This is a genomic window from Flavobacteriales bacterium (genome assembly GCA_025210295.1).
Classification (GTDB): domain Bacteria; phylum Bacteroidota; class Bacteroidia; order Flavobacteriales_D; family Parvicellaceae; genus S010-51.
Window position 1 is genome coordinate 119,895 of the sequence record JAOASC010000048.1, and the last position, 26,105, is coordinate 145,999.

Genomic DNA, 26,105 nt, shown 5'->3' on the forward strand with positions numbered 1-26,105 from the left:
TTTTTTAATCATTATTTAAATCTAATTCCTCAATATCTTCTTCACCACTTTTATTTTGGTTCTGACTTTCCAAAGCATCGATATAATCAATTCGATCTTGGGCTTTTTGCTTAATTTCTACATCATCTTTTCCCTCGTAATTATCAATAACACTTTGTAAACTAGATCGTGCATTATAATAGTCTTCAAGCGCAATAAAGTTTTCTCCCAACAACAAGATTGCTTTTGCTATCCAGTAGTCGTAACTTGGTTTCTGATTCACCAACTCCATAATCTCTAATTCACACTCCTCATAATTAGCTTCTTCATATAAAATTTCGGCTACATAATACTTTGCTTCTGCTCCTTTTATACTCTTCGTTTTATTATTACACGCTCTCAATACAGCTTTGGCATTTTCGTAATCTCTGGTCTCTCTTAAAGAAAGCCCTTTAATCCTTAAAGCTTCTACCTCTGTTACGTCCTCTAATCCAGAAAGCGCCAACACTTTATCTGCATAAGCAATTGCATTAGGATAATCATTCAATTTCCAATTACACCACATTTGCTGGATAATTGCTGTGGTTATATTATCTGTATTGGCGGCAACAGACTCCAACTTATTATAGTTCGTTTTGGCTGTTTCATAATCTCCATTAGCATAGCTAATTTGAGAACCATACTGTAAGGCTTCTTCATAATACTCATTATTTGGCTTACTAATCACAAAATTATAATGTTCCAAAGACTTGTTCTGGTCGGTTGTATAATAACATGTTGCTAGGTAAAAATGAGCACTTATTTGATGTACTCCATTAGGCACTTTTTGCAAGTAAGTCTGACTCTCTCGCTCTATCAAATTACAATCCCCTTTATTCCACGCCATGTATACTGGTTCCCACAATGCAGAATCTACTTCTGCCGATTCTACACTAACCCCTCTACGTTTCAACCAATCATAATACCCTGGCAAATCATCTCTCCCAATAAAAACACTCTTCATTTGCGCAATAGCAGACTCTTTTTCAATGGTAGCAGAAGGATATTCATCCAGCACTCTTAACAAATAAACTTCAGCCTCATTATAGTTTTTCTCTCTCACATAAATACCACCTAAATTGACCATCATTTCAGGAACATATCGATTATTCGGATAGTCTTTAATGAAATCTTTATACACCTTAATTGCTTTATCATTATTCCCTTGCTGCTGGTATGCTTGGGCTAATTCTCTAAGTGAAAGTACTTGATAAGTCGATTTTGGATATTTATCTGTTAAAGCTTTAAGAGTTTTTGCTTTTCCTTTAATATCCCCCAATAAACCTTGTGATTTTGCCTTTTGAAAATAAGCGTACGCCATATTCCCTTGACCTATATTTATTGCTTTGGAATAATTAGCTACCGCCAACTTATCATCTGGAAGTAAGTAATAGCAATCGGCTAATCTTAAATAGGCATCTTCAAGTTTTTTAGCATCAACACGATCCTTTAACTGAATAAAGTTTCTAAATGCTGTAATCGATTTTTCTAAATTCGACTTTCTAGCTGCTCGGTTCTCACTACTCACATTCAATTCACCATCCTTAAATGGGTGTGCTTTCATAAAATATGCATAAGCAACACTATAATCAGCTTCTCTAAAAACATTAGTTAAAGCTGCTCCTGGCTCTAACCTAAACTCAACAAATTTATCAATAGCTTGTTCGTAATCTTTCTTTTTATAATAAGCTTCACCAGTCCAATATAAACTTGCCGCATTCGTCTTTTTATCAAAAGGATACTTCTCTACTTGTTTAAAACGTACAATAGCCTCATCGTATTGATTATTTTGAAACAACTCTATTCCTCTGTTAAAAGCGATATTTTGATATGCTTGTTTTATTCGATTATCTTTTCGTTTTATTTTTTCTATAGACGCTAAAGCTTCATCATATTTCTTAGTCGTCATATAACCTTTAATTAAAAATTCATAAGCCTCGTCCAACTGTTCTGACTTTGGATATTTATCTATATATTCTAAAAATGCTTCTGTTGATTCACTGTATGGACCATCTATTTGATAAGCTAGTTTTGCATAATTGAATAAAGCATTCTCTTGAATTTCTGGATCAAAATGTAATTTACTTGCTGCCTTAAACGCTATTCTAGCCTCCAATCGGTTATCAAACTGTAAAAAACAATCTCCCAATTGATACATTGCTATTTGAGAAAGCGTATCTCTCCTAGAAGAAACTCTTTTATAATTATTAACTGCATTCTGATAATCTTTTGTTTGATAATATGCGTATGCTAATTGATAATTGGATATTCTTGTTGATTTTGCTCCTTTTTTAAACTCTTTTAAATAAGGAATGGCCTCCTTATACCTTTTTTCAAAATAATAAGCATCTCCTATCAACTTCGCATATTCTGCTCTTCGTTTTTTACTAATTGTTTCAAAATACTGCGGTGCATAATCAATGAGTTCCTCATACTTCTTTTGTTTATGATAAATTTGCGCCACGTAATAAGGCACTATATTTTTAAACATTTCCGAATCAGAAATTTGCTTAAAACCATTTAATGCTGTTTGGTAGTTTTTTTCAGTATAAGCAATATGGCTGTAGTAATAAAGCGCTGGTGTTTGATAACTTGAAGATTCATCTTTAATTGCTGCAAAATGTACTTTAGCTTCTGAATACTTCTTTACATAAAAATAACTGTATCCTAATTTGAATTCATATTCTGTTTTTTCGTTATCGGACAAATAATAAGGATCCACTTGCTCAAAATACTCAATAACTGATTTAAACTTTTTTAATCTATATTTTTGTAAACCTAACTGAAAATAGACCGTTTGAGCTTTAGAATGTTCTGGATGTTCGACGGCAAAACGACTCAATAAATATTCTGCATCTTGATGAAATAATTCTAACGCGCAAATAGCATAATAGTACTCTGCATTTATTTTGGTCTCATTTTGAGGTGTTTTAATTGCATTAATAACCTCTAAAAACTTTTCCTGAGCTGGACTAAATTTTTCTTTATCAAAGAGTTCTTGCGCCTCTCTATAAGCCACATACTCATCGGTATAAACTCCAGTTTTTTGAGCCCAACCAAACAACGTAACGATCAGAAAAAGAAACAGCAAAAACGCTTTCACTCTTATATTATTGATAAACATCATACGACTTTATTTATTATTTAAAAAGCTTCAACAAAGTGAAACTTTTCTAATTTATCAAAGATAATAAGGTGGTTTTCGGTTTCTTGGGGATCAAGAATATTTTGTTAACGCATAAGTGTTTATTTTGTTACATTAAAATCCCTTTTCGAAATTAACCTATATTAACGAATAGCTTTCTATTTATCCATATCTTTGCAAAAAACAATTATAAACCATGAAAAAAATATTTATTACAGGTTTTGCTTTCGCTGCACTTTTAAGCTCATGTGGTGAAGCAGAAAACAAGATTGAATCGCACGAAGCAAAAGAAGTAAAACATGAAGAAGTAAAAGAAACTTCTGTTAAGTACACTACTATTCAAGAAGGAAGTGTTGTGAAGTGGATGGGATCTCATATTGGAGGTGTAGGAGCTCATAATGGAACCGTTTCTGTTTCTGAAGGAGAACTTACAGTTACTGATGGAAAATTGGCCAATGGAAAGTTTTCTATTGATATGTCAACTATTCATGTTGAAGATTTAGAAAAAGACTCTGAAGATTACGGAAAACTAGTTGGGCACTTAGAAAATGAAGACTTTTTTAATGTTGCTAAATTTACTAATGCTACATTTGAATTAACAGAAGTTACTCCTCTTGAAGAAGGTGATTTTAACTCAAAAATAACTGGAAACTTATCTTTATTAGGAGTTGAAAGAAGCATTTCTTTTGATGCTAAAATTGACATTGCTGATAATGAAGTAACCATTAACTCTCAAACATTTACAATCGATAGAACACAATGGGGGAATGAGTACAACAAAGAAGGAGCTGAAGGAGTTCCTGCTGATTATATCATTAGCAATGATATCACACTGACCATAGAAACTTCTATTGGAAAGTAAGTTTTGATGTGAGTAATCTAAACACTCACTAATCATATATTAATTGGTTAAAAAAAGAGGGCTAAACGCCCTCTTTTTATTTTCCTTATTTATATACTATCAAAATACGTTTAAAAATATCTAGCTCCTCTTTTCCCCCCTTTTAATCCATTTCTAGGCGCAATTCTGTAGGTTAGATGTAGTTCGTGCGAACCGTTACTATACGTCTTAATATTAGATGTCGTTACATCGTAAGAATACCCAAACTCAACTCCTGAATAGTTAAAACCAAACATCGCCACAATTGCATCTTGATGCCTATATGAAGCCCCTACCCAATACTTATTTTCATAAATAAATCTAGAACTAATATCAAACTGCATCGGTAATGCTTCTATCGCTTGCACTAAAAAACCTGGTTGAATTGTCAACACATCACTTGCATCAATATTTACCCCTCCCATTAGGTAATAGTTCCTCACAAAATTATTCTTAACATCATTAGCTATATTATAAATATCAGTTTGAGTTTGAATAAGGTTAACAATAGATAGCGCGACAAAGTATTTATCTGCATTATGATAATAAGCTCCAAAAGTTGCATCTGGCAACAATTGATTATCATAAGCTGCTATTATTGTAGGATCATCTGGTAAATACGTCTCTAATTTCTTTTTATCCAAAGCGTGTTGACTCAAAGTACCTGACAGTCCTAATGACAGCTGATGATGATTCTCACCAGATTTAAACAATGAAAACTGATACGCTCCAGCTAAACCTAATCCAGTTCTTCGAGTTGGCCCTGCTGCTTCATTATAAAGCGTAATTCCTGCACCTAAACCACCAAATATATTCATATTAGTAGACAAATACTGTGTTGCTGGCGCCTCTTTGATTGCTGACCATTGTCTGCGCACTCCTATGTGAACAGGAATTCCTTTTTGCGTACCAGCAAAAGCTGGATTAATAGTAAACTTATCAAACATATACTGACTTTGCAAAGCCAATTGTTGTCCAAAACTTACAAAAGAGGCAAATAATGATATTAAAAATAGATATTTCATAGTTTATCGTACAATTGTTACAGGACCTGTATAAACAGCATCATCAATAATTCTTATTGAATAATAATAGGTTGCGGCAGGTAAATGCTTTCCATTAAACATTCCATCCCAAGGAGCGGAATATCCTATAGATTCAAACACCACTTTACCCCATTTGTTATATATTATCACTTCACACTCAGGGTAGAGTTCTATATGCTCTAAATACCATGTGTCATTATACCCATCTCCTTCTGGAGTAAAAGCAGAAGGCGGGGTTAAACATGGCTGCTCATTAACGGGCACTACTATTGTAGTGTCTTTAGTACAATTTAGAATATCGGTAACTGTTAGGGTGTAATCTCCACTATACAAATCATAGATATTAGGCCCTGTTTCATTGTTATAATCCCAATCAAAAGCAAAGCCACCATTTCCTCCTGTTGGTTCAGTCTCAATTGCGGCATCTGCAATATCTCTACAACTCAAAGGGAATAACTCATAATGAATCACAATTGGTTCTGGCTCATGCACCACACCTCTTACATAAACTTCACACCCTTTGGTATCATAAACGGTTGCTTCATAAACACCAGGAGGTAGATTTTCAATAATTTGAGTCGTGTCTCCATTATTCCATGGGTAAAAATACCCCCCACTATTTCCTCCTGTAATAATAGCCTCTATTCTCCCGTCGTTTTCGCCATAACAAGTTACATCTTGTACATCTAATTCTCCCTCTAACAATGGCGGCTCACTAATTACTATAGTTCTGTATGCTTCACAAGCATTAGAATCTATCACTTGTACAATATATTCATCTGCTGGATAGTTCACTAAATCTTCAGTATTGACACTCAACTCATAAGTAGAATTTGTCCAAGAATAATCATACCCTATTGTCCCCCCTGTTACTGTAACATCTATAGCTCCGTCTGAAAGCTCAAAACACGAAACATCCGTCACTACAGAATCGATCATTAACTGATCAGGTTGTGTTACAATAACCGTATCGATCAAAACACAATTATGGTCATCTGTAGTGGTACAAATCAAGGTATCTGCCACAACATCAAATAGCGTTAACACTGTATCTCCTCTACTCCATAAGTAATCATAAGGAGCAGTTCCTCCCTCTACCGTATAAGAGACTTGCCCATCATCATAGCCAAAACAAGAAGGCCTTATAATATCGTAAAAAGCATAAAGCGGTTCATGAGGTTGTTCCAAATAAGTTGAATCACTTAAAGGACACCCATTAGCATCTGTTAATTGCAAACCATAGCCACCATAAGGTAAATTGACTAAATCTTCAATAGCAAACTGTCCATTATTCCAATCAAAAGTATAAGGCTGAACACCTCCTGTTATTGTTGTAGCTACAGCACCAGTTGTATCTCCATGGCATAAAACATGAGTAGGAATTAATTCCGAGATCAACTCATCTGGCTGGGTAATAGAATCTTCATCAAACAACACACATCCTAAACTATCAATAATTTTAACATAATAAGTATTCGCAGGATAATTGGTTAAATCCTGATTGGTATCAATCAATACAGAGCTTGTATTTCCCCACTGATACTCATAAGGCAAGGTTCCTCCTGTTACTGTTAAATCGATCATTCCATTCGTATCTGCATAACACAATACATTTGTAGCTACAGTATTAGAAACTAATGCTGGCGGTTCAGTAATTGTTATACTATTGGATATTGTACAATTATTATCATCTGTTACTAAAACAGTATATAAACCAGCTGGCACATAATCTAAATCTTCTGTAATATACTGTCCATTATTCCAATCAAAACTGTATGGAGTTGTACCTCCAGTAACATTATAGTCTATTAATCCATCAGAAAAACCAAAACAGGTCACATTGGTAACAGCATAAGAGGTTGCTAAAGGTGCATCTGGTTGTGTTAATACTGTATTATCTGAAACCGTACACCCATTAGCATCTGTAATGGTAACACTATAATTTCCTGCAGGTTGGTTGATTAAATGTTGAGAACTAGCCCCTGTATTCCAGTTATATGAATATGGCAGTGTTCCTCCACCCACATTATTTTGAACGGCTCCAGTATTATCCCCAAAGCATTTGATATGAGTAGGAATTAAAAAAGTGGTTAATAACGGTGGTTCATTGATCGCTATATTATCAATATGCTCACACCCATTGGCATCTGTAATCGTAACAAAGTATGTACTTGCAGGATAATTCACCAAATCTTCTGTTGTTGCTACTAAAATAGAACTTGCATTAGCCCAATGATAGGTATAAGACGGAGTCCCTCCGCTCACTGTTAAATTAATATCTCCATCAGAACCTCCATAACACAACACATCTACTTTAGTTAGAGAAGATTGTATTGCTGTTGGTTGATTTATTGTCGCATTATTGGTGGCAGTACATCCATTATTATCAGTAATGGTGACATTATAAGTTCCAGAGGCAACATTATTCAAATCTTCACTTGTTGCTCCATTATTCCAAGCAAAAGTATAAGGTGAAGTTCCTCCTGATGGCGACAAATCAATTACTCCACTATTCTCACCAAAACATTTTGCATCAACTACTGCTATTGTTGATGTCAACGGTGCCGCTGGCTCTCCAATGATTGCTGTAATTGAATTCGATGTACACCCATTAGCATCAGTTATTGTTACAGAATAATTACCCGCAGACAATCCACTAGGGTCTTGACTACTTGATCCGTTACTCCAACTATAAGTATACGAAGGTGTTCCCCCCACTGGATCTAAATCAATACTACCATCAGAACCTCCATTACAACTTACATCAGCGGTATTACTAATCACTCCAGAAACAGGAGACGGCTCTTCTACTGAAACGACATGAGTAGAAGTACATCCTAGCTGATCTACAACATACAATGTATACACTCCAGCTGGCAAATTAGAAATAGATGTGGTCCCGCCATTAGCTACTGTTGTACTCTGACCTGTTGACCAAGTTGCTGTAAATGGCGCATCAGGTCCTGATATAGTAGCTGTTGCTGCTCCATTAGTTCCTAAATAACAATTCACATCTGTGCTGGAAATATTTATTGTTGGACAAGCCCAACTTGAATACCCAACAAACAACAATAAAATGAATATGATAATTCTCATCACTTATTTTTCTTTACAATAGTTAATGGACCTGTATATGGAGCTGACTCTCGATGTAAATCGATAACATAGTAATAGGTTGCAGAAGGTAAAGGATTCCCCTCATAAGTTCCATCCCAAGGTTCATAGTTGTGATCACTTTCAAAGATTAAAGTTCCCCATTTATTAAAAATCTGTATGGTTGCCCCCTCATAATTTTGAATATTTTCCAACACCCAAGTATCGTTATACCCATCACCATCTGGAGTAAAAGCATTAGGAGGGTCAATACAGTCAATTCTAGCAATATTCACAAAAAACGTATCCACTCGCATACAACCATTTTGATCCATCAATTGCAAATAATATTCTCCTCCAGGTAAATTATAAATATCTTGAGTAATAGCATCATTCGACCACAGGTAACTATAATCTCCTACACCTCCATCTATAAAAATATCGATGCTTCCATCGTGATTATCAATACAAGTTGTTCCTTGGATACGACTATTAAGTGTTATCGAGTCTGGTTGAGTGATTACCGTAGTTCCTTCTACCACACAATTGTTTCGATCTGTTATGGTTACGCTATATTCTCCTGCTGTCACATTGGTTAAATCTTCATCAGTACTTCCATCGCTCCATTCGACTTGATACGGGATAATACCTCCTGTAATTGTTAAGTTTCCTCTTCCGTCACTACCATCATAACAAGAAACAGGATATGCATTTATTTTCCAAACTAACGTATCTGGTTCATACACTTCTACAGCTTGGGTAAATTGACAAAGATTACTGTCCAACACAGAAATATAATACTGCCCTGCAATTAAACTATCTGCTACCAAACTATTCCCTGTATTCATCATAGAATAAGTTGAATCTCCAAAAGCGATTCTATAAGGAAGAGTTCCTCCTGTTACAGTAGCTGTGATCTTTCCATCTGAAAAACTATGGCACCTTACACTATCTACAACGCTTGTTATTAATAAATAATCTGGCTCTGTAATGGTAATAGTCGTGTCTATTGTACATTGGTTACTATCAGTAATACTCACTTGATAGACTCCTGCGACTAAATGATAATTAGTATCAGTAGTTACTCCATTTGACCATGAGTAAGTATAGTCTGGAGTTCCTCCATAAACGACAACCTTAGCATACCCATCATTTCCATTCTTACATTTTACATTGAGTTGTTCAAAGTCGATTATTCTTAAGCTAGATTCTGGTTGGGTGATCGTATAAGCTCTTGTTAATTGACACCCATTAGCATCTGTAATTACAACACTATACTGTCCTGCTGCTAAGTTTTGAATATCCTCTGTCACCATTCCATTACTCCAGCTAAATGTATAAGGAGCTGTTCCTCCAAAAGGTGTTAAATCAATGTAAGCGTCTGAACCATACCTACAAGATACTTGTTTAACTGTATCATCTAATGAAAGCGGCAATGCTGGTTCTGTTACTTCAAAAGAAAGTTCTGTTGAACAACCGTTGGTATCTGTTGCTACTAATGTATAAGTATCTGGTTCTAAACTATTAATTGTTGGAGCATTATTATACAGATGAGCGTAATAGGAATCATGCCACTCATATCGATAAGGTTGAATTCCTCCTAAAACAACAGTATTAATAGCTCCATTGCCATTCCCTTTACAATCGATATGCGTAGTTGTTCCTGTAATTGAAATAGGCGCTTGAGCTTCAATTATCGTAAAAGGAATAGCTATCACACAACCATTCCCATCTGTGATCGTTCCTGTGTAACTTCCTCCATCTAACTGATAAATAATTGCCGAGGTCTCTCCAGTGGTCCAACTATAACTATATGGTGGATTTCCTCCTGTATGCTCTATTTCTGCTTGTCCATTATCATCTCCAAAACAAGTCACATCTTTTTGTTCTATTCTAGCCTCTAATCTATTGGTTGGCTCGGTAATAGCAATGGTAGAATCGAAAGAACAACCATTAGCATCTGTTACCACTAAATTATATGCTCCTGCAACTAAATTGGTTGCACTTTGTCCAGACTGGCCATTACTCCAACTATACGAATAACCTGGAGTCCCTCCAGAAACAGTTAAGTCTATTCTTCCATCATTTCCACTTTTACAAGAAACATGTGATGGTGTAATGCCAACATTTAATGGCGCTGAAGGTTGTGTGACAGCAAAAGTTGTTCTTTCTACACAACCATTTGCATCTGTAACTATAGCTGTCCAATCACTAGCATAAACATTGGTTGCTGAACTGTTATAACTTGAATGAGAATTATAGTTGACATCTGCCCACTGGTAAGAATATGGTGGAGTTCCTCCTGTTGTAGAAGCATTTAAAGAACCATTAGTCCCCTCATAACAGCTAACATGATTCACACTTGCTGTTGTAGCTATCGCTGATGAGGGCTGACTCACAGTAAAGCTTACCGTATTTGAGCATCCTTTGATATCTGTTATGGTAACTGTATGACTTCCTGCACTCCATCCATTGGTTATCTTAGTAGATGCTCCATTTGACCAACTGTAGCTATAAGGTGCTGTTCCTCCTGAAGGAATCACTTCGACTTCTCCATCTGCTCCTCCAAAACAATTAACTGCTTTAATTTCAAAACTTGCAGTTAACACGTTAGGTTCAGGAACATTAAAAGACTGATTGAGTGTACACCCATTAGCATCAGTAACTGTTACTGCTTGCGTTCCACCTCCAATATTACTAATTGAGCTATTACCTGCTCCGCTACTCCAGCTATACGAATAAGGTGCTGTTCCTCCGAAAACTGCCAAATTGATGGTCCCATCATTATTTCCATTACAACTCACTCCAGCGATAGTACTAGCGCCAATCTGCAATGCTTCAGTTGGACCAGTTACATTATAACTAGCGTAAGACATACAACCGTTGGCATCTTCTATCACAACATGGTGATTACCTGTTGTTAATGAAGTATTTGAAAGCGAAGTTGAAGAAGAAGTATTTGCAGTTCCATCACTCCAATTATAGGTATATGGAGCTGTTCCGTTGGTAACATTTGCTGTAAACCCACCTGTATTTTCTCCATAGCAATCAACATTTGTGGTGTTATTGGCATTTGCATAATATTCATTAGGAACTAAACGAAATGGTGTACCTACAATACTATCAAAACCTGGCAACTCCCATGAATCATTAAACCATTCAAAACCATTTAAAGTACCAAGCGGAATAGTATTCTGATATAAAGGTCCTATTGACCAACTCCAATCATCAACTGAGGAGGTGGAATCATCGACATTTTCACCATTCCCGAACCCATCTACTTTAATTGAAAATGATAGTGCTTTCATCGTAAAGCCAAATTGTAACTCATCGTAGGTATGATTACTGATTGTATTGGTGATGTCATGAAAGGGAGTGAGGTCCATATATTCATAGTTACAGGGATAAGTAAAGTTGATATTGTTTCCAACTTTAACAGTAATTGAATCACTCTGGCTAGGACCTTCCACTATAGAGTTCCCTGCAGAAGGATCAGTTACTGTATATTGAACAGGAACTGGGAACTTAATTGAGGTATAAATTTCAGGACAAAAAACAAAATCTTGTTTATTGACTACATCCATTCCAAATGCTGCACTTAATAAAGTGTACTCATAACAAACATTATATTCTTTACGAATAGTATCTCCATTATTATCTATTTCATTTTCAAAAAAGCAGGTTTCTCCTCTAGATAAATTTCTTAGCACATTACTAATTCCTGGAATTTGCATTGCTCCCAATAACTTAAAAATCTCTAACTGCACTCTAGCGTAATCATCTTCTCCATTAGCTTCTAAACATTTGTCTGCTCTTAACGTTGATGTTGTTTGTACATTAGGGATATCAAAAGTCCCTTTTATCCCAAATCCAGCATCTACTTCTGCTGGCAAAAGCGACGTATAACAAGTTAATGTTGGAGAAAGACAGGCATATTGCACTTGACTTTGAGAAACATCAAATATGGTTAAAGTGGTTGAAAGATTTCCTGTATCAAAGGCTCCAACCTGCGTACATGAGACAAAACACAACAAAGGTGTTAAGTAAAAACGTAAACTAAAATCTAATTCTAATCCTACATTTCCAGTTTGAGGGAATGTGGTCAGTAACTGCGCTGAAGGATCTACAGTATAATCCGTTTGAATCGTAATGGTTTCACCTCTTTCAAAATTATTATTACTAGGGTAAGTCAACAAAATATTTACAGGATAATTCACATCTATGTTCCCATCATTCCAATTCCTTGAATAGAACTTCGCACCAAAGTGCCCACTTGTACCTCCAGAGACTTGATAACCATAGGTCCCTACAATTGTACTTACTGTTTGATCCTGATTAAAAGTATTACTCCAAGGTATATTAAATAATGGGAGCTCAAAGTTTAGATTAAAATTACTATTTGGTCCAAACATTCCCTGATTAGTAGACGAAAAATTGGCAGGTTGGCTAATCGTTGTTGTTTGGCCATAGCCACAAACCGACCAAATAAAAACAAGAAAAAATAATAAATACCTCATATCAAAAAACTAGTATTTTATTGATAAAATAGATGCTAACAATATGGAGTAATACTTTTCTTTTTCTGCTTGTTTATAATTTGCCATAGCATACAATGACTCTTCCTCATTTCCTACAACATACAAAATTCTTTCAACCGGCTGATTATTGATCTCAAACAACAACACAAAGAAATGTCCATCTTGCATTTGTTTTTCTTCCAATAATTTAACCTTACTTCTTTCATAGTTCCTCCCCAACAAATCATCAACCATCATCTTATAGGAAACTGCTGTATCCCTAACTACACTAATAGAAGAATGGGTAAATTCATTTAAAAAAGAGGTGTATTCTTCAAGAAAAACATAGCCCTTAGGCGGGGTAATTGTCGCGTTAACATACTTCAAAAAGACAGGCTCCCCGTTCGTGATCGTTTTTTTACTATCTAGTTTTAGTTGTGAATAAGAAATTGTCACAAAAAAAACAGCTATAATGAAAAATATATTCTTCATAGGTCAGTATTATTTTTAATAAATTTTAACAGGGCTAATCTATAATAAATGTGTAAATTTAACTTTAATTTTTTAGTAAATCAATTATTACGCCCTACCAAAACCAAAAAAAATACTACAACAACAGTAAAACACAACACTAAAACAAACTAAAATGAGATGGAGTTTTTTTATTGCCACCATTCTTTTATTTAACGCATGTCATTTTTTTGAGGAAGAACCCGAGGTGTTGCTCTCTAAAATAGACGGAGAAGATTACCTCAACACAATGGAAGGCGAAATGAACCCCAAAAAAGCATACCTCTATATTATGGAGGGTAATAAAGACAGCATCGACTACAACATCCGTTTAGACATTATTGACAGTCTAGAAACAACTGATTCTATTTGGAGAAAAAAACACCTAAAATCCCTAAACATCATTCTCAATGAAGTTTATGATGGAAATGACAAAACCTTTATTGAAAACAAACTTTTTTCTTTCTTTATTCACTACCCTAATGAATTGATACACCACCTCAACAACGAGGGGTTTGACAACATTGAAAACTGGATGCTGATTCTTAATAAAGGCGTACAATCTGCAACATCACCTGAAGACATTACCATTAACAGTGTCGCTAATGCTGCTATTTCCAATTGCAAAAACTGTAATGAAGAACAACAAAGGCTTATTGTAGAATTTTTAAACAAACTTGAGTATTTTAAATAACCCCACAATTCGCAATTCATTTAAGCAACTATTTATGTATCTTTATAGTTATTAAATCAAGAATGCATCGATTAAAAAAAATATTATCATTCATTTTGGCTTTAGGGCCACTTGTTTCCTTTGCTACACATAATAGAGGGGGTGAAATAACTTATGAGCATGTTTCTGGATTAACCTATCGCTTTACCATTACAACTTGTACAGACATTAGTTCTGCAGCTCAAGCTGACCGTTCGGAATTGTACATAGACTTTGGAGATGGAGAGGGTGACACCATACCAAGAGTTGTTCCTGTAACCGCCATACAAGGGTTTCCTGACCATCAAAAAAACGTATATATTGGGACACACACCTATGTTACATCCGGTTCTTATTTTATTAAAGTAGAAGACCCCAACAGAAATGCGAACATTCTTAACATTTACCCTAACGGGGGAGGAACTTCTGACAATGTTGTTTTTGCTCTACAATCTAAACTTGTCATCAACCCCTTTTTAGGCAATGGAGGAGCCAACAACTCTCTTATTTTTGATGACTGTCCTTGCCCAGCAATAGCTTGTGTTGGAAAAACATATTGCTATAACCCACAAGCTGTTGATCCAGACGGAGACAGTTTATCTTATGAACTAGTAGCTCCCTTAGGGCTCAATGCGCAAGCACTTCCAATACCTACTGTCTATCTCTTTCCCCATCAAGTGAACTCAGGGGGAGGAACACTATCTATAGATCCTGAAACAGGCACGATGTGTTGGGATAGCCCCCACATGATTGGAGAATTTAATTTTACGATAAAAATAACTGAATGGAGAAATGGATATGAAGTTGGATACGTTATTAGAGATGTTCAATTAACTGTGCAAAGCAATTGCAACAACGACCCTCCAGTCATCACTCCTGTTCCTGACATTTGTGTTATCGCAGGAGAAACTATACAATTTACCGTTAACGCCAATGACCCTAACGCTGGGGATGTTATCAGCTTAACAGCTTCTGGCCAGCCATTTTCTAACACCGTAAGCTCTGCAACTTTCAATACCAATGGCAACAACCCAGTTTCTGGAAATTTCTCATGGACCACTGACTGTTCTCATATTAAAAATGGCACTTACCAAATTCTATTTGCTGCACAAGATGATGGCAACCCTATATTTTCTGACTACCAACAAACAAGCATCAAAATTATCCCGCCAAAAGTGACAGGCCTAACAGCTACACCTTTTGGTAATGGTGTAAACGTTAGCTGGACCCCATCTAACTGCAACAACACAGAAGGTTATAGAATTTATCGTACAACAAACCCTAACTTCACTCTCCCAGACTGTTGCGACAACCCCGTTCCAACAAACCATGGCTTTATTCAGGTTGGTGAAATTTTTGGAGCCAACAACACCGATTTCTTTGACAACACCAGTTTAACTTTAGGAATTGACTATTGTTATATTATTACTGCATTTTATAGTTCTGGACAAGTAGAAAGCTGCCCATCCGAACCTAGCTGCGCTCGACTTAAAAAAGAGGTACCTATCATGACCCACGTCACTGTAAACAACACCAATAGCAGTACAGGTATAGACTCCATCATGTGGTCAAAACCATCAGAACTGGACACTAACATCTATCCTGGTCCATATCACTATAAAATATACCATGGATCAACGATTAACAGCATTAACAACCTTATTGGACAAACCAACAGCTCTAACTTTCTATACAATACTGATACTATTTTTGTTCATAACAACATTAACACAGTAAGCACACCTAATTATTATCGTGTAGAACTATTTTATAACCACAACGGAAATGATAGCATTGTTGGCTCTTCAAACAATGCAGGATCAGTTTTCCTGACGACAACTCCAAATGACAACCAAATTACTTTAAATTGGTCTGAAAATGTACCATGGATAGATACTGCATACATCATTTACAGAGGAAATAGCATAGGGGGTAACTACACCCAGATTGGACAAACAAATGCTCAAACATACACAGATACAAACCTCACTAATGGACAAACATATTGTTATTACGTAAAAAGTATTGGCTACTATTCTTCTCCTGACATTATCAGTCCTATTGAAAACCTCTCTCAAGAGGTTTGTGATGCACCTATTGACAAAACTCCTCCTTGCCCTCCTATTCTTAGTATTGACGGAGACTGTGCTATTGGAACCAATAAGCTGACCTGGAACAACCCCAACAACGACTGCGCTGATGATGTTACTAGGTACAACATCTATTATACAGCTGTAGAAGGTGATAGCATGGAATTAATTGCCACAATTAACTCAGCTGACGACACTATTTTTTACCACAACAACAATGGCTCAGTAGCTGGATGTTATTACATTACCTCGCTAGATTCTATTCAATACAACAACGAAAGTGACTCCAGCAACGTTGTGTGCTACGACAACTGTCCAATTTATTGGCTTCCCAATGTCTTTTCACCTAACAATGATGGGAAAAACGAATACTTTTCTCCCTTAGCACCTTACAGATATATAGAGAGCATTGACTTAAAAATCTTTAACCGCTGGGGGCAAATTGTCTATACGAGTACAGACCCTGCTATCAATTGGAATGGTATACACAAAGACTCAGGAGAACCTGTACCAAGTGGGGTTTACTACTATGTTTGCACAGTCAATACCATTCGTCTTTCTGGAATTGACCCTATAGAGCTAAAGGGATATTTCCATCTGTTTAGAGACCATGACAGTGAGTAAACACACACATCATCTGGATATCAAACAAATTAACTAAACGATAGCCAATCCATCCCTTTTATAAGACCTAAATCATAATCTTTAGAAAACGACCTGAGGCTAGAATGAAGATGATCTAAAACTTCACCCCTACAATTAGAATATCATCTACTTGTTCGTGCACACCTCTCCAATCCTCTATCGTAGCATTTAGAATACTTTTTTGCTCAATAGGTGATTTGTCTTTAATATCTAGCAACAACTTTCTAAACTGCTTATACATAAACTTTTTTCCACGCTCACCTCCAAACTGGTCAGCATACCCATCTGAGAACAAATAAATAACATCTCCTTTCTCTATCTGAATTTCATGATTAGTATAATTCTTTGAGTTAGGTGCAAAACTTGCGATTGCAAATTTATCAGGCTTTATTTGAATCACTTCTTCATTACGAATTAAATACAATGGATTATTTGCTCCAGCATATTCTAAGACATTCGTTGACTTATCAAAACTACAAATTGCAGCATCCATTCCATCTCTTACCTCATTCCCCTCTGTTGATTTGTTTAAGGCTTCAGAAGACAAACGGTTTAACTCATCCAAAATAACAGCTGGCTTTTCCACACCATTTTCTCCTACAATACGAGTTAATGCATTAGCTCCAATCAAACTCATAAAAGCCCCTGGAACACCATGACCTGTACAATCTACAGCAGAAAAAAGCACTTTTTGTTTCGTATGTTGAACCCAATAGAAATCACCACTAACGATATCTTTTGGTTTAAACAACACAAAGGACTCTGGCAATAAAGACTGAATATATTCATGCTGAGGCAAGATCGAATCTTGTAGTCGTTTTGCATATCGAATACTAGCTGTTATATCTTTATACAACACCTCTAAACGTTCGCTTTGATGTTCTATCTCTTCTTTTTGACGAACGACCTCTTGCGTTCTTTCTACCACCTTTTGCTCTAACACTCTTTCGCTTTCAGCCAATTCATCTTTCATGACTAACAAAGCATGTCCCAAAGTATCTTTTTCACTTAATGGATTATACGGATAGTTAAAATTACTTTTTCCTACCTCATTGGCAAAAGTTGTGGTGCGCTCTAAACCATCAACAAGGTTATTCATAGCCACTGCCATCTCACCTACCTCATCATTACTAGGATTAATATGTTGATCTGGAATAATACCTTTCCCTAAAGCAATCAAAAATGTTTTTAACTCCTGTACTGGTTTTGTAATACTTAATGTAGTAAATGTTGCAATAATTATTGTTCCTACAACCAATACACCTCCAGCTATTAGTATCCCCCAAAACAAAAGGTTAAACTCTTTATTGGTATCCGAAAAAGATTGCGAACTTTCCTCTTTTTGCTGTGCTAAATCTTTATTTTTAATCAACAACAATTGCTCTACATCCTTTATTATCTTCTGAAACATTGGTTCAACATCCAACTCATAACTAGTGCTTGCTCCCAAGGCAAACAATTCTACTTCATAAGCTTCAAAACCAGTTAACACATCCCCTATTGTCTCATAATAAAGTGTTGTTGCTGATCGAACGTCTTGGATAATTGCTGCCAACAAAGCTCTATTTTCTTTATTTTGAGAACTGGACCATTCTTTTTGCAATGCATCTAAAACAAGAAGATTTTCTGGAATTTTATCCTTAAGAATCTCATCTAAGTTTGTTCTTTCTACAGCATCAGGTTTGGTTTGTTGATAAGTAATGTGTTGGATGTACTTAAGACTATTATTTAAACCAAACTTTAAATCCAACAATTCATCTACAGTAGGCTGACCTATTTCTGTATATTCTTTATTGTTGTGAATACTTTGTTTGAGTGTTTCCTCTGCCCCCTTAAGAACTGAAAGGGTAACCCCAAAAATAGCCAATAACAACACTCCTATTAATGTAAACCCTAACCCTATTTTTTTACCTACCGTAAACCTCATGTTAGTTCATTAATCAAATGTATATACTGCATTATAATAATCAGGGGCTTTCTCTTTAAGCATCTCTAGATAAGTTCTATATTTTTCATCAAAATTGAGAATCTTATAACAACCTGCAAGTGCATATATAATTTCACCATTATTAGGATCGGCATTTAATGCTTTTTCAAAATAAGGCAATCCTTTCATCGCTAAATCTGCTTTCTTGGCATCAGACTCCATCACCATTTGCAAGTCAGCTTCATAATCTAATGCGTTGATAATATCTACCGCCTGATTAAAATAAATTAAACCTATCGCATTATATATTTCTGCCTGATTAGAATCCAGTTCAATGGATTTAGAATAGTACAAAATTGAAGAATCTAAATATGCTCTATACTTCTCTTTGTTGTTACTGTATTTAGTATCATATCTACTTCCTAAAATATTAAAAACTAAAACATCTTCTTTTGTAAAATCTTTTTCTTGATCTGCCAATCGATAAACAGACTTATACTCTCCATGTTTCTCTACAGCTTTAGCTAGAAAAACTCCTGAGGTATCATTAAGATAAAGGTTCAGTTCATTCTTATAGGTATTTGCTAAGTTCCTAAGCGAAGACTTCAATTGAGGCTCCAACTCATTATTCACATCTTTCTCCTGAGCTTTTAGCGTTATTTCAAGAATTTTTTCTCTCAAAGACAGATCTTTTGATTGTTTATAATAAGCCTTATAATACAACGATAAGTTATACCAATTTACTGCATTATCATTTTCTTCTTTACAATTAATAATTGCAGAATCCATTAAAGCTATTGCTTTTTTGTACGCTCCCTTTTCATAAGCTTTAACAGAATAATCGGTATACAAACAGTACTTATTATAGTTCTGCCCATAGCTAGATAAACCTACAAAAACTGTAGCTAATAAAAATGATATGTAGTTTTTAACTTTCATTTTCTTATAGCACATCTACAGCTAAACGCGTTAACGTTTGGCTAATAACCAATTCTTTCTTTTTAGCGTTGGATTTACTTATTTCAAAAGCCAACTTATTATCTTTAGATAAAAAATTAATAATAATACCATTATTTAACAGTCCTTTCTCTTCTCCTATTATTAACGTTTTATCTTTCTTCAATTTTTTTGCTAATGCTATTGCTGTTTCTTTATTATACGGTGAAACATACAATAAATGGGGGCTCTGTACTTTTTCTATTGAAGCGTAAAAAACCACTTCAATTTTTTGTCCTCCAACTTGTTTTCCTGTATAAGCTCCTTTCAATTGTTCGTAAAAACTTTTATCTCCTAAAACCCCTATTGTAAAACTACCTGTTTTATACTTTTGGGGCCAATCTACATTTTTTGCAAACTGATAGACGTAAATGCCCTTAATTTTATTATTTGTTTTTTCAGCACTAGACTGCCCATACACAGTAGAAAAACTGTATATAATAAAAACCAATATGTATAATAGATATTTCACAATCTCTTTGGAAATTACATTACCAGTATGCAATATAATAAAAATTTACAGACAATTTTAAGCATTACCAAAATTATGCCATTACACTATTTTCACTAAAAGCGCTATTTATTTTTACCAAATGTTTTTTTGGGGACTTTCTTATTTGCCCTCCTTTTATCACTAATTTGGCCTTGCCTTTTACTTCTTTTCTTCACCTTTCTCTGGTGCTTCTTTCTAGATTTAGTTGCAAAAGGACTTAAGTTTACATCTGTTCGATATGATTTTTGAGGTCTACCACTAAATGGATTTGCCCCAGCTTTTAATGGCTTATTTTTCTTTTGAAATAAAGGCTTTCCCTTGGGACGTTTCTTCTTTCTTTTCTTTTTAGAAGAAGGATCCCGATACTGCCCATAAGAACTGTTAACAACACCTCCTACAAAAAGTAAAAATAATATAATTAAAATCTTATTGATAACTAAAAACTTATGGCTTTTATGGTTTGTTTATTCGTTTCCTTCTATCGACAAGCTTTGTGCCATAGTTTCCAAATCTCTATCAAACATATACAACCCTCCTTTATCAGTACCTATCATTTGTAATTTATCTAAAATGGTTCTTGCCAAAGCTTCTTCTTCCATTTGTTCAGAGACATACCATTGCATAAAATTATAGGTTGTGTAGTCTTTTTCGCTCAAACACAAATCCACAATATTATTGATACTTTCAGTTACATTGAGCTCATGTTCTAATAACAATTCAAAAATATTTGAAAGTGAATCAAATTCTTTTGGTGGTTGGCTCAAACCAGGAATCAAGGCATTCCCTCCTCGTTCATTAACAAAACGAATTAATTTAAGCATATGAAAACGCTCTTCATCACTATGCTTGTATAAAAAATTAGACGTACCTGTAAGTCCTAAAGATTCTGACCAAGATGCCATTGCCAAATAAAACTGCGACGACGACTGTTCCAACTCTATTTGCTTGTTTAATGCTGTTTGTATTTTTTCTTTTAACATAATATTCGTTTTTCTACCCCAAATCTATTTAAAATACGTTGATTAATGAAGTAATAAAAACAATTTATTTGTTAACAGCTTTGACTACCAGTATTGATAAGAATATTTTATAATTTTGATATAGTTTGTTTCAATATCTTGAATCAACAATGCTTTCATTAACAATGTTGATTTATTGTAAATAATTTCTTTGTGCGTAACATGTGTATCGTTTTTGTACTCATCAATATATTCTAGATTCCCCAACACATCATACTGATATTTTGTGGTCGTATGATAAGACTTATTAAAATCTGGGTAAACTGTCTTCTCACTAACATTTCCTTTATCATCATACTGATAATTCGTAATGCTCTTTTTCTTATTAATCAGCAGTTTTTTTTCTTCCTTATATTTCAGTCCATGTTCATTATAAAAACTTGTAATTGTTTGATATTTTTTACCATGACTGTTGTAAGTACTTTTGCTTAAGGTAGAATCACTTTTTTCATAACTAAACGTTTCTTGAACAATAATGTGTTGTTTCCCTAATTTGAAGTTATTCCTACGACTCAAATTCTCATCTCTACAATAGGTTTTACTTAACACATCTCCTGCTTCATTAAAGGTATAATTATTAGAAAAAAAACCATAACTATCACTTGTTCTTTGCACTTCTACCACATCATTTTCATTATAGTGATAAGTAATAAAAGTGGTATCTTTTGAATTAGAGCCATTAAAAGAACGGTACTGTTTACTCAAACGTCCTTTTTGATCAAAAACATACGTATTCACTAAATTGCGTTGCTCTATGACTTGCAAGTTTTTCTTTGTAGAAATAACACCAGTAATTTGTTTAATCTGGTTTTGTTGGATGAATTTAGTATAAAAGAATGGTGCATCAGAAAAAACTAAGCACTCTCGATTATCAAGCAACTGAGCTTTAGAAACGAACGGGAATACAATCAAAAAAACAAGAATCAATCTCACAACTATAAATCTTAGGTTATTCTTCCATCTTGCCAAAGACAATGCCAAGTTAATTCAAATGATATTGGTGTTCTACTAATCGCTCTTGACGAACCAAAATAGACATAAACTTCAACTTATGAATTAAAAACTGAATTTTCTTTAAGGGTTTGTATTTGAACAGCTTCAATTTTTCTTCATCCGCTAAACTTAACAAACTAACGATATGCTGAATATCGACATAAGGAGAATGAGACAATTCTGTTTCAAACAACAATTGGTTATAATTATTAGCCAATTCAATCAACTCATCATTAGGAGTAATCAAAGAATTATCAATCAATGTTAGCTGACCATCAGGATACAGGCTATTCTCTTTCTGCGCTACAAATGAATTCAGCTTAAAATTTTGTACACACTCTACAACAATATCAAGATTACCATTACTGTATTGTTTAGTCACTTCTACAATTTTGACTACACAACCATATTCATGTAATTTTGTTTTTGATTGAAATGGAATTCCAAAATACGCCTCCTGATATAAACAATCGTTGACTAACTGCAAGAACTTTGGCTCATTAACATGCAAAGTTGTCTGTTCTTGATGTAGCAAAAACAACCTCAAAGGAAAGAGCCCTATTACTTCATTATTATACCTCATACTTTATCTGTAATCACCCCGATTGTTACTCAATTTCTAATTACACTACAAAGATTCTTTATTTTTTTCGTCCTTTCAAGACTCTCCTTCAAAGGATATTCACACCCAACTATGAATTACTTTAACTAAAACACCTCAAAAACCTAACAGTCAACACTTTAAAACAACTAAAAACAACTCCACAATCAATTATCCTCCTTACTTTTTTAACATTATCATTCTATTTGAATAGAATTCTTTTAACTTCGTAGTCATTCATTCTCTTTAACGAATAACAATGATTACACAGGAACAACTAAAAGACATTTCAAAAAGATTAGATGCTTTACATGGCTACTTAGAGATTGGGGAAAAGAAAATGCAAATAGAAGAGGAAGACCTTAGAACGCAAGATCCTGATTTTTGGAATAAGCCCAAAGAGGCTGAAGCTTTATTGAAAAAATTAAAGCACAAGAAATATTGGGTTGCTGCTTATGAGGCTGTTCGAGAAGAATGCGATGATTTGGAAGTACTTTTTGACTTTTGCAAAGATGGAGAAGCTACTGAAGAAGAAGTACAGGAAGCTTATGATACACTTTTAGAAAAAGTAGAAGAATTAGAATTCAAAAACATGTTGAGTGCTGAAGAAGATTCTTTAAATGCTGTTCTTCAACTGACTGCTGGTGCAGGAGGTACAGAAAGTTGTGATTGGGCAAGTATGCTAATGCGTATGTACATCATGTGGGCAGAAAAGAACGATATGAAAGTCAAAGAAATCAACTACCAAGCAGGTGATGTTGCTGGAGTAAAAACAGTTACCTTGGAGATTGAAGGTGATTTTGCTTTTGGTTATTTAAAAGGTGAAAATGGAGTGCACCGACTGGTAAGAGTTTCTCCCTTTGATTCTAACGCTAAACGACACACTTCTTTTGTCTCTGCGTATATTTACCCATTAGTAGACGATTCTATAGAAATTAAAGTTAACCCTGGCGACATCACATGGGAGACATTCCGTTCTGGTGGTGCAGGAGGGCAAAACGTAAACAAAGTAGAAACAGGGGTTAGACTTCGACATAAGCCTTCTGGAATCATTATTGAAAATACAGAAACTCGATCTCAGTTAGGGAACAAAGAAAAAGCCATGCAGTTATTAAAATCTCAATTGTTTGAGATTGAACAACGAAAACAACAAGCTGCTCGTAATGCAATAGAATCTGAAAAAAAGAACATTGAATGGGGCTCTCAAATTAGAAGCTATGTTTTGGATGATCGACGTGTTAAAGACCACAGAACGAACCACCAAACCAGCAATACAGAAGCGGTATTGAACGGCGAAATTGATGCTTTCCTTAAAGCTTATCTGATGGAGTTTGGAGGATAAAAAACAGCTGAAACAAAATTTTAATCACACATAAGACATGAAAATATATCACAATCCTAGATGTTCGAAAAGTAGAAATAGTTTTAATCTATTAACGGAACGAGGGCTTGAATTTGAAACAATAGAATACCTTAAAACACCTTTAACCAAAACCGAGTTAAAGACCATTCTCAAACAATTAAATATCCCTGCTCAAGCGCTAATTAGAAAAGGAGAAAAAGATTTTAAAGAGCATTTTAAGGGCAAAGAACTTTCTGAAGAGGAATGGATAGACGCTATGCTTACCTATCCTAAATTAATCGAACGTCCAATTATTGTAAAAGGAGACAAAGCTGTGATTGGGCGTCCAATAGAAAATGTAATTGACTTAATCCAATAATTTACTCCAACTACTGCATACACTTCGCGATTATACATGAACATTACAATATATACGGATGGATCTGCCTTAGGAAACCCAGGACCAGGAGGTTATGGAATTGTTTTTATGGCTGGAAAATTTTACAAAGAAGTCAATCAGGGATACCGTATGACAACGAACAACAGGATGGAACTTTTGGCTGTTATTACAGCGCTAGAACAGCTAAAAGGTGATGGCCATTTGGTCAAAATATATTCTGACTCTAAGTACGTAATTGATGCCATTGAAAAAAAATGGGTCTTTGGATGGGTAAAAAAAGGATTTAAAGGGAAGAAAAACGCTGACCTTTGGAAACGTTTTTTAAGGATATATCCTAAACATCAAGTTTCCTTTACTTGGGTAAAAGGGCATGCTGGTAACAAGTACAATGAAGTCTGTGATCAACTTGCAGTAAAAGCAGCCAATAACAAAGAAAACCATTTAATTGACGAATGGTTTGAAAAAGAACAACGAGGAGAAAACTCACTATTTTAGTGATCAAGATACAAACAGTCATGAAAGCAGCAGTATTAACAAAACATGGGGAAGCCCACCAAGCATTTGAGATTAGAACAGTTGACAAACCTACTCTAGCCCAAGATGAAGTTTTAATAAAAGTAGAAGCTTTTGGATTAAACTTTGCCGACGTAATGGCTAGACAAGGCCTCTACAAAGAAGCACCAGCACTACCGAGTATCTTAGGTTATGATGTTGTTGGGGTTATTGAAGAAGTTGCCAACGAAACTAACAGCCACTTAATCGGAAAACGCGTTGTTTCTATGACCCGCTTTGGAGGTTATGCTGAATATGCCAAAACTAAAGCCGCAGGAGTGGCAGAAATTTCTAACAACTTACCAGCTGGAGAAGCGCTAGCACTCGCTACTCAATACAGCACGGCCTATTTTATGGCTTATGAGTGTGTTTCTGTTTTTGAAGGAGACAATGTATTGATGCATGCAGCAGCTGGTGGAGTAGGAACAGCTCTGGCCCAACTGTTGACACTAAGAGGCTGTACCATTTTTGGTCTAACTAGTAGTGATGAAAAATTTGAATACCTCAAAAGTAATGGTGTCCACCACCCTATCAACCATACAACAACCAATTACGAATCCGAAATTCGAAAGATATTAGGCGGTAACAAATTAGACGTTGCCTTTAACTCTGTTGGAGGATCTACGTTTAAAAAAGATGCGCGCTTACTCCAAAAAGGAGGACGCTCTGTTTTATATGGAGTAGCTGAACGATCTGGAAAAGGGAAAGGGATGTTACCAACATTAGATTTAGCTTGGAAATTTGGAATTTATTCTCCTATTCAGATGTTACTACATTCACAGGCTATTATTGGAGTAAACATGCTTCATATTGCAGACGAAAAACCGCAAGTAATTAAACGTTGTTTAGACGCCGTAGTGAAACTTACCGAAGAAGGCACTTTAAAGCCTTACGTTGGTGGCACTTTTAAATATGAAAACATTGGTGATGCACATGCTCTACTCGAGAGTAGAAAATCTAAAGGTAAAATCATTGTGGAGTGGTAGAAATCTCGTTTATTAAATTTATGACATGAAATACATTTTATTTTTGATTGCGCTCTTTAGTGCGCTCAACATATTCAGCAATAGCAGCCCTCAATCTATTGGAAAAACAACTGTAACTCCACTTGAAGAGCAAAACATTG

Annotated in this window: 18 protein-coding genes; 7 read left to right on the forward strand and 11 right to left on the reverse strand. The window is 35.1% G+C overall.

Translation table 11 applies throughout. The annotated features are described in order from the left end of the window. Positions 1-4 precede the first annotated feature (4 nt). Entirely contained in the window at positions 5-3,145 is a 3,141-nt protein-coding gene (locus tag N4A35_16765; GenBank protein ID MCT4583065.1) for a tetratricopeptide repeat protein, read from the reverse strand. A 214-nt stretch (positions 3,146-3,359) separates the two neighbouring features. Here N4A35_16765 and N4A35_16770 point away from each other — a divergent pair, with 214 nt between their 5' ends. Further along, the gene (locus tag N4A35_16770; GenBank protein MCT4583066.1) at positions 3,360-4,025 is read left to right on the forward strand and encodes a YceI family protein; all 666 of its coding nucleotides are present in this window, start codon (positions 3,360-3,362) and stop codon (positions 4,023-4,025) included. Between the two features lie 110 nt (positions 4,026-4,135). Here N4A35_16770 and N4A35_16775 read toward each other — a convergent pair whose 3' ends face one another. From N4A35_16775 to N4A35_16790, 4 genes are read right to left on the reverse strand one after another with little or no spacing between them, the layout of a single operon-like run. Beyond that, positions 4,136-5,068: a type IX secretion system membrane protein PorP/SprF gene (locus N4A35_16775; protein ID MCT4583067.1), complete on the reverse strand. Its 933-nt coding sequence runs from the start codon at positions 5,066-5,068 to the stop codon at positions 4,136-4,138. A gap of 3 nt (positions 5,069-5,071) precedes the next feature. Beyond that, complete coding sequence (locus N4A35_16780) at positions 5,072-8,185, reverse strand: gliding motility-associated C-terminal domain-containing protein (protein ID MCT4583068.1); 3,114 nt, start codon at positions 8,183-8,185, stop codon at positions 5,072-5,074. After that, entirely contained in the window at positions 8,185-12,699 is a 4,515-nt protein-coding gene (locus N4A35_16785) for a gliding motility-associated C-terminal domain-containing protein (protein MCT4583069.1), read from the reverse strand. The genes N4A35_16780 and N4A35_16785 overlap by 1 nt, the downstream gene beginning before the upstream one ends. A gap of 9 nt (positions 12,700-12,708) precedes the next feature. After that, complete coding sequence (locus N4A35_16790) at positions 12,709-13,191, reverse strand: hypothetical protein (protein ID MCT4583070.1); 483 nt, start codon at positions 13,189-13,191, stop codon at positions 12,709-12,711. 154 nt (positions 13,192-13,345) lie between these two features. On the opposite strand from N4A35_16790, the gene N4A35_16795 reads away from it, so the two are divergent. Together N4A35_16795 and N4A35_16800 are read left to right on the forward strand one after the other, a co-directional pair. Further along, positions 13,346-13,903: a hypothetical protein gene (locus tag N4A35_16795; GenBank protein MCT4583071.1), complete on the forward strand. Its 558-nt coding sequence runs from the start codon at positions 13,346-13,348 to the stop codon at positions 13,901-13,903. A 62-nt stretch (positions 13,904-13,965) separates the two neighbouring features. Further along, positions 13,966-16,635, forward strand: a complete 2,670-nt coding sequence (locus N4A35_16800; protein ID MCT4583072.1) for a gliding motility-associated C-terminal domain-containing protein — start codon at positions 13,966-13,968, stop codon at positions 16,633-16,635. 115 nt (positions 16,636-16,750) lie between these two features. On the opposite strand, the gene N4A35_16805 is transcribed toward N4A35_16800, so the two are convergent. The 6 genes from N4A35_16805 to N4A35_16830 all read right to left on the reverse strand — a co-directional run bounded on the left by N4A35_16805 (position 16,751) and on the right by N4A35_16830 (position 22,667). Then, positions 16,751-18,583 carry a SpoIIE family protein phosphatase gene (locus N4A35_16805; protein ID MCT4583073.1) on the reverse strand — a complete coding sequence of 611 codons (1,833 nt, stop codon included), beginning with the start codon at positions 18,581-18,583 and terminating at the stop codon, positions 16,751-16,753. 9 nt (positions 18,584-18,592) lie between these two features. Continuing rightward, a complete protein-coding gene (locus N4A35_16810; protein ID MCT4583074.1) occupies positions 18,593-19,522 on the reverse strand; it encodes a hypothetical protein in 930 nt (309 codons plus the stop codon). A gap of 4 nt (positions 19,523-19,526) precedes the next feature. After that, complete coding sequence (locus N4A35_16815; GenBank protein MCT4583075.1) at positions 19,527-20,051, reverse strand: YfiR family protein; 525 nt, start codon at positions 20,049-20,051, stop codon at positions 19,527-19,529. A 485-nt stretch (positions 20,052-20,536) separates the two neighbouring features. Continuing rightward, a complete protein-coding gene (locus tag N4A35_16820) occupies positions 20,537-21,052 on the reverse strand; it encodes a ferritin (protein MCT4583076.1) in 516 nt (171 codons plus the stop codon). Positions 21,053-21,136: 84 nt separating this feature from the next. Further along, a complete protein-coding gene (locus tag N4A35_16825; GenBank protein MCT4583077.1) occupies positions 21,137-22,024 on the reverse strand; it encodes a hypothetical protein in 888 nt (295 codons plus the stop codon). A gap of 49 nt (positions 22,025-22,073) precedes the next feature. Further along, on the reverse strand, positions 22,074-22,667 hold the full coding sequence (locus N4A35_16830; protein MCT4583078.1) for an LON peptidase substrate-binding domain-containing protein: 594 nt from the start codon (positions 22,665-22,667) through the stop codon (positions 22,074-22,076). Between the two features lie 277 nt (positions 22,668-22,944). Here N4A35_16830 and prfB point away from each other — a divergent pair, with 277 nt between their 5' ends. Genes prfB through N4A35_16850 form a run of 4 tightly spaced genes read left to right on the forward strand, consistent with a single transcriptional unit; the run spans position 22,945 to position 25,965 of the window. Continuing rightward, positions 22,945-24,027: a peptide chain release factor 2 gene (gene prfB / locus N4A35_16835; protein MCT4583079.1), complete on the forward strand. Its 1,083-nt coding sequence runs from the start codon at positions 22,945-22,947 to the stop codon at positions 24,025-24,027. A 37-nt stretch (positions 24,028-24,064) separates the two neighbouring features. Beyond that, positions 24,065-24,406, forward strand: a complete 342-nt coding sequence (gene arsC / locus N4A35_16840; protein ID MCT4583080.1) for an arsenate reductase (glutaredoxin) — start codon at positions 24,065-24,067, stop codon at positions 24,404-24,406. A gap of 36 nt (positions 24,407-24,442) precedes the next feature. Next, positions 24,443-24,922: a ribonuclease HI gene (gene rnhA / locus N4A35_16845; GenBank protein ID MCT4583081.1), complete on the forward strand. Its 480-nt coding sequence runs from the start codon at positions 24,443-24,445 to the stop codon at positions 24,920-24,922. Positions 24,923-24,942: 20 nt separating this feature from the next. Further along, the gene (locus N4A35_16850; protein MCT4583082.1) at positions 24,943-25,965 is read left to right on the forward strand and encodes a zinc-binding dehydrogenase; all 1,023 of its coding nucleotides are present in this window, start codon (positions 24,943-24,945) and stop codon (positions 25,963-25,965) included. Positions 25,966-26,105 lie beyond the last annotated feature (140 nt).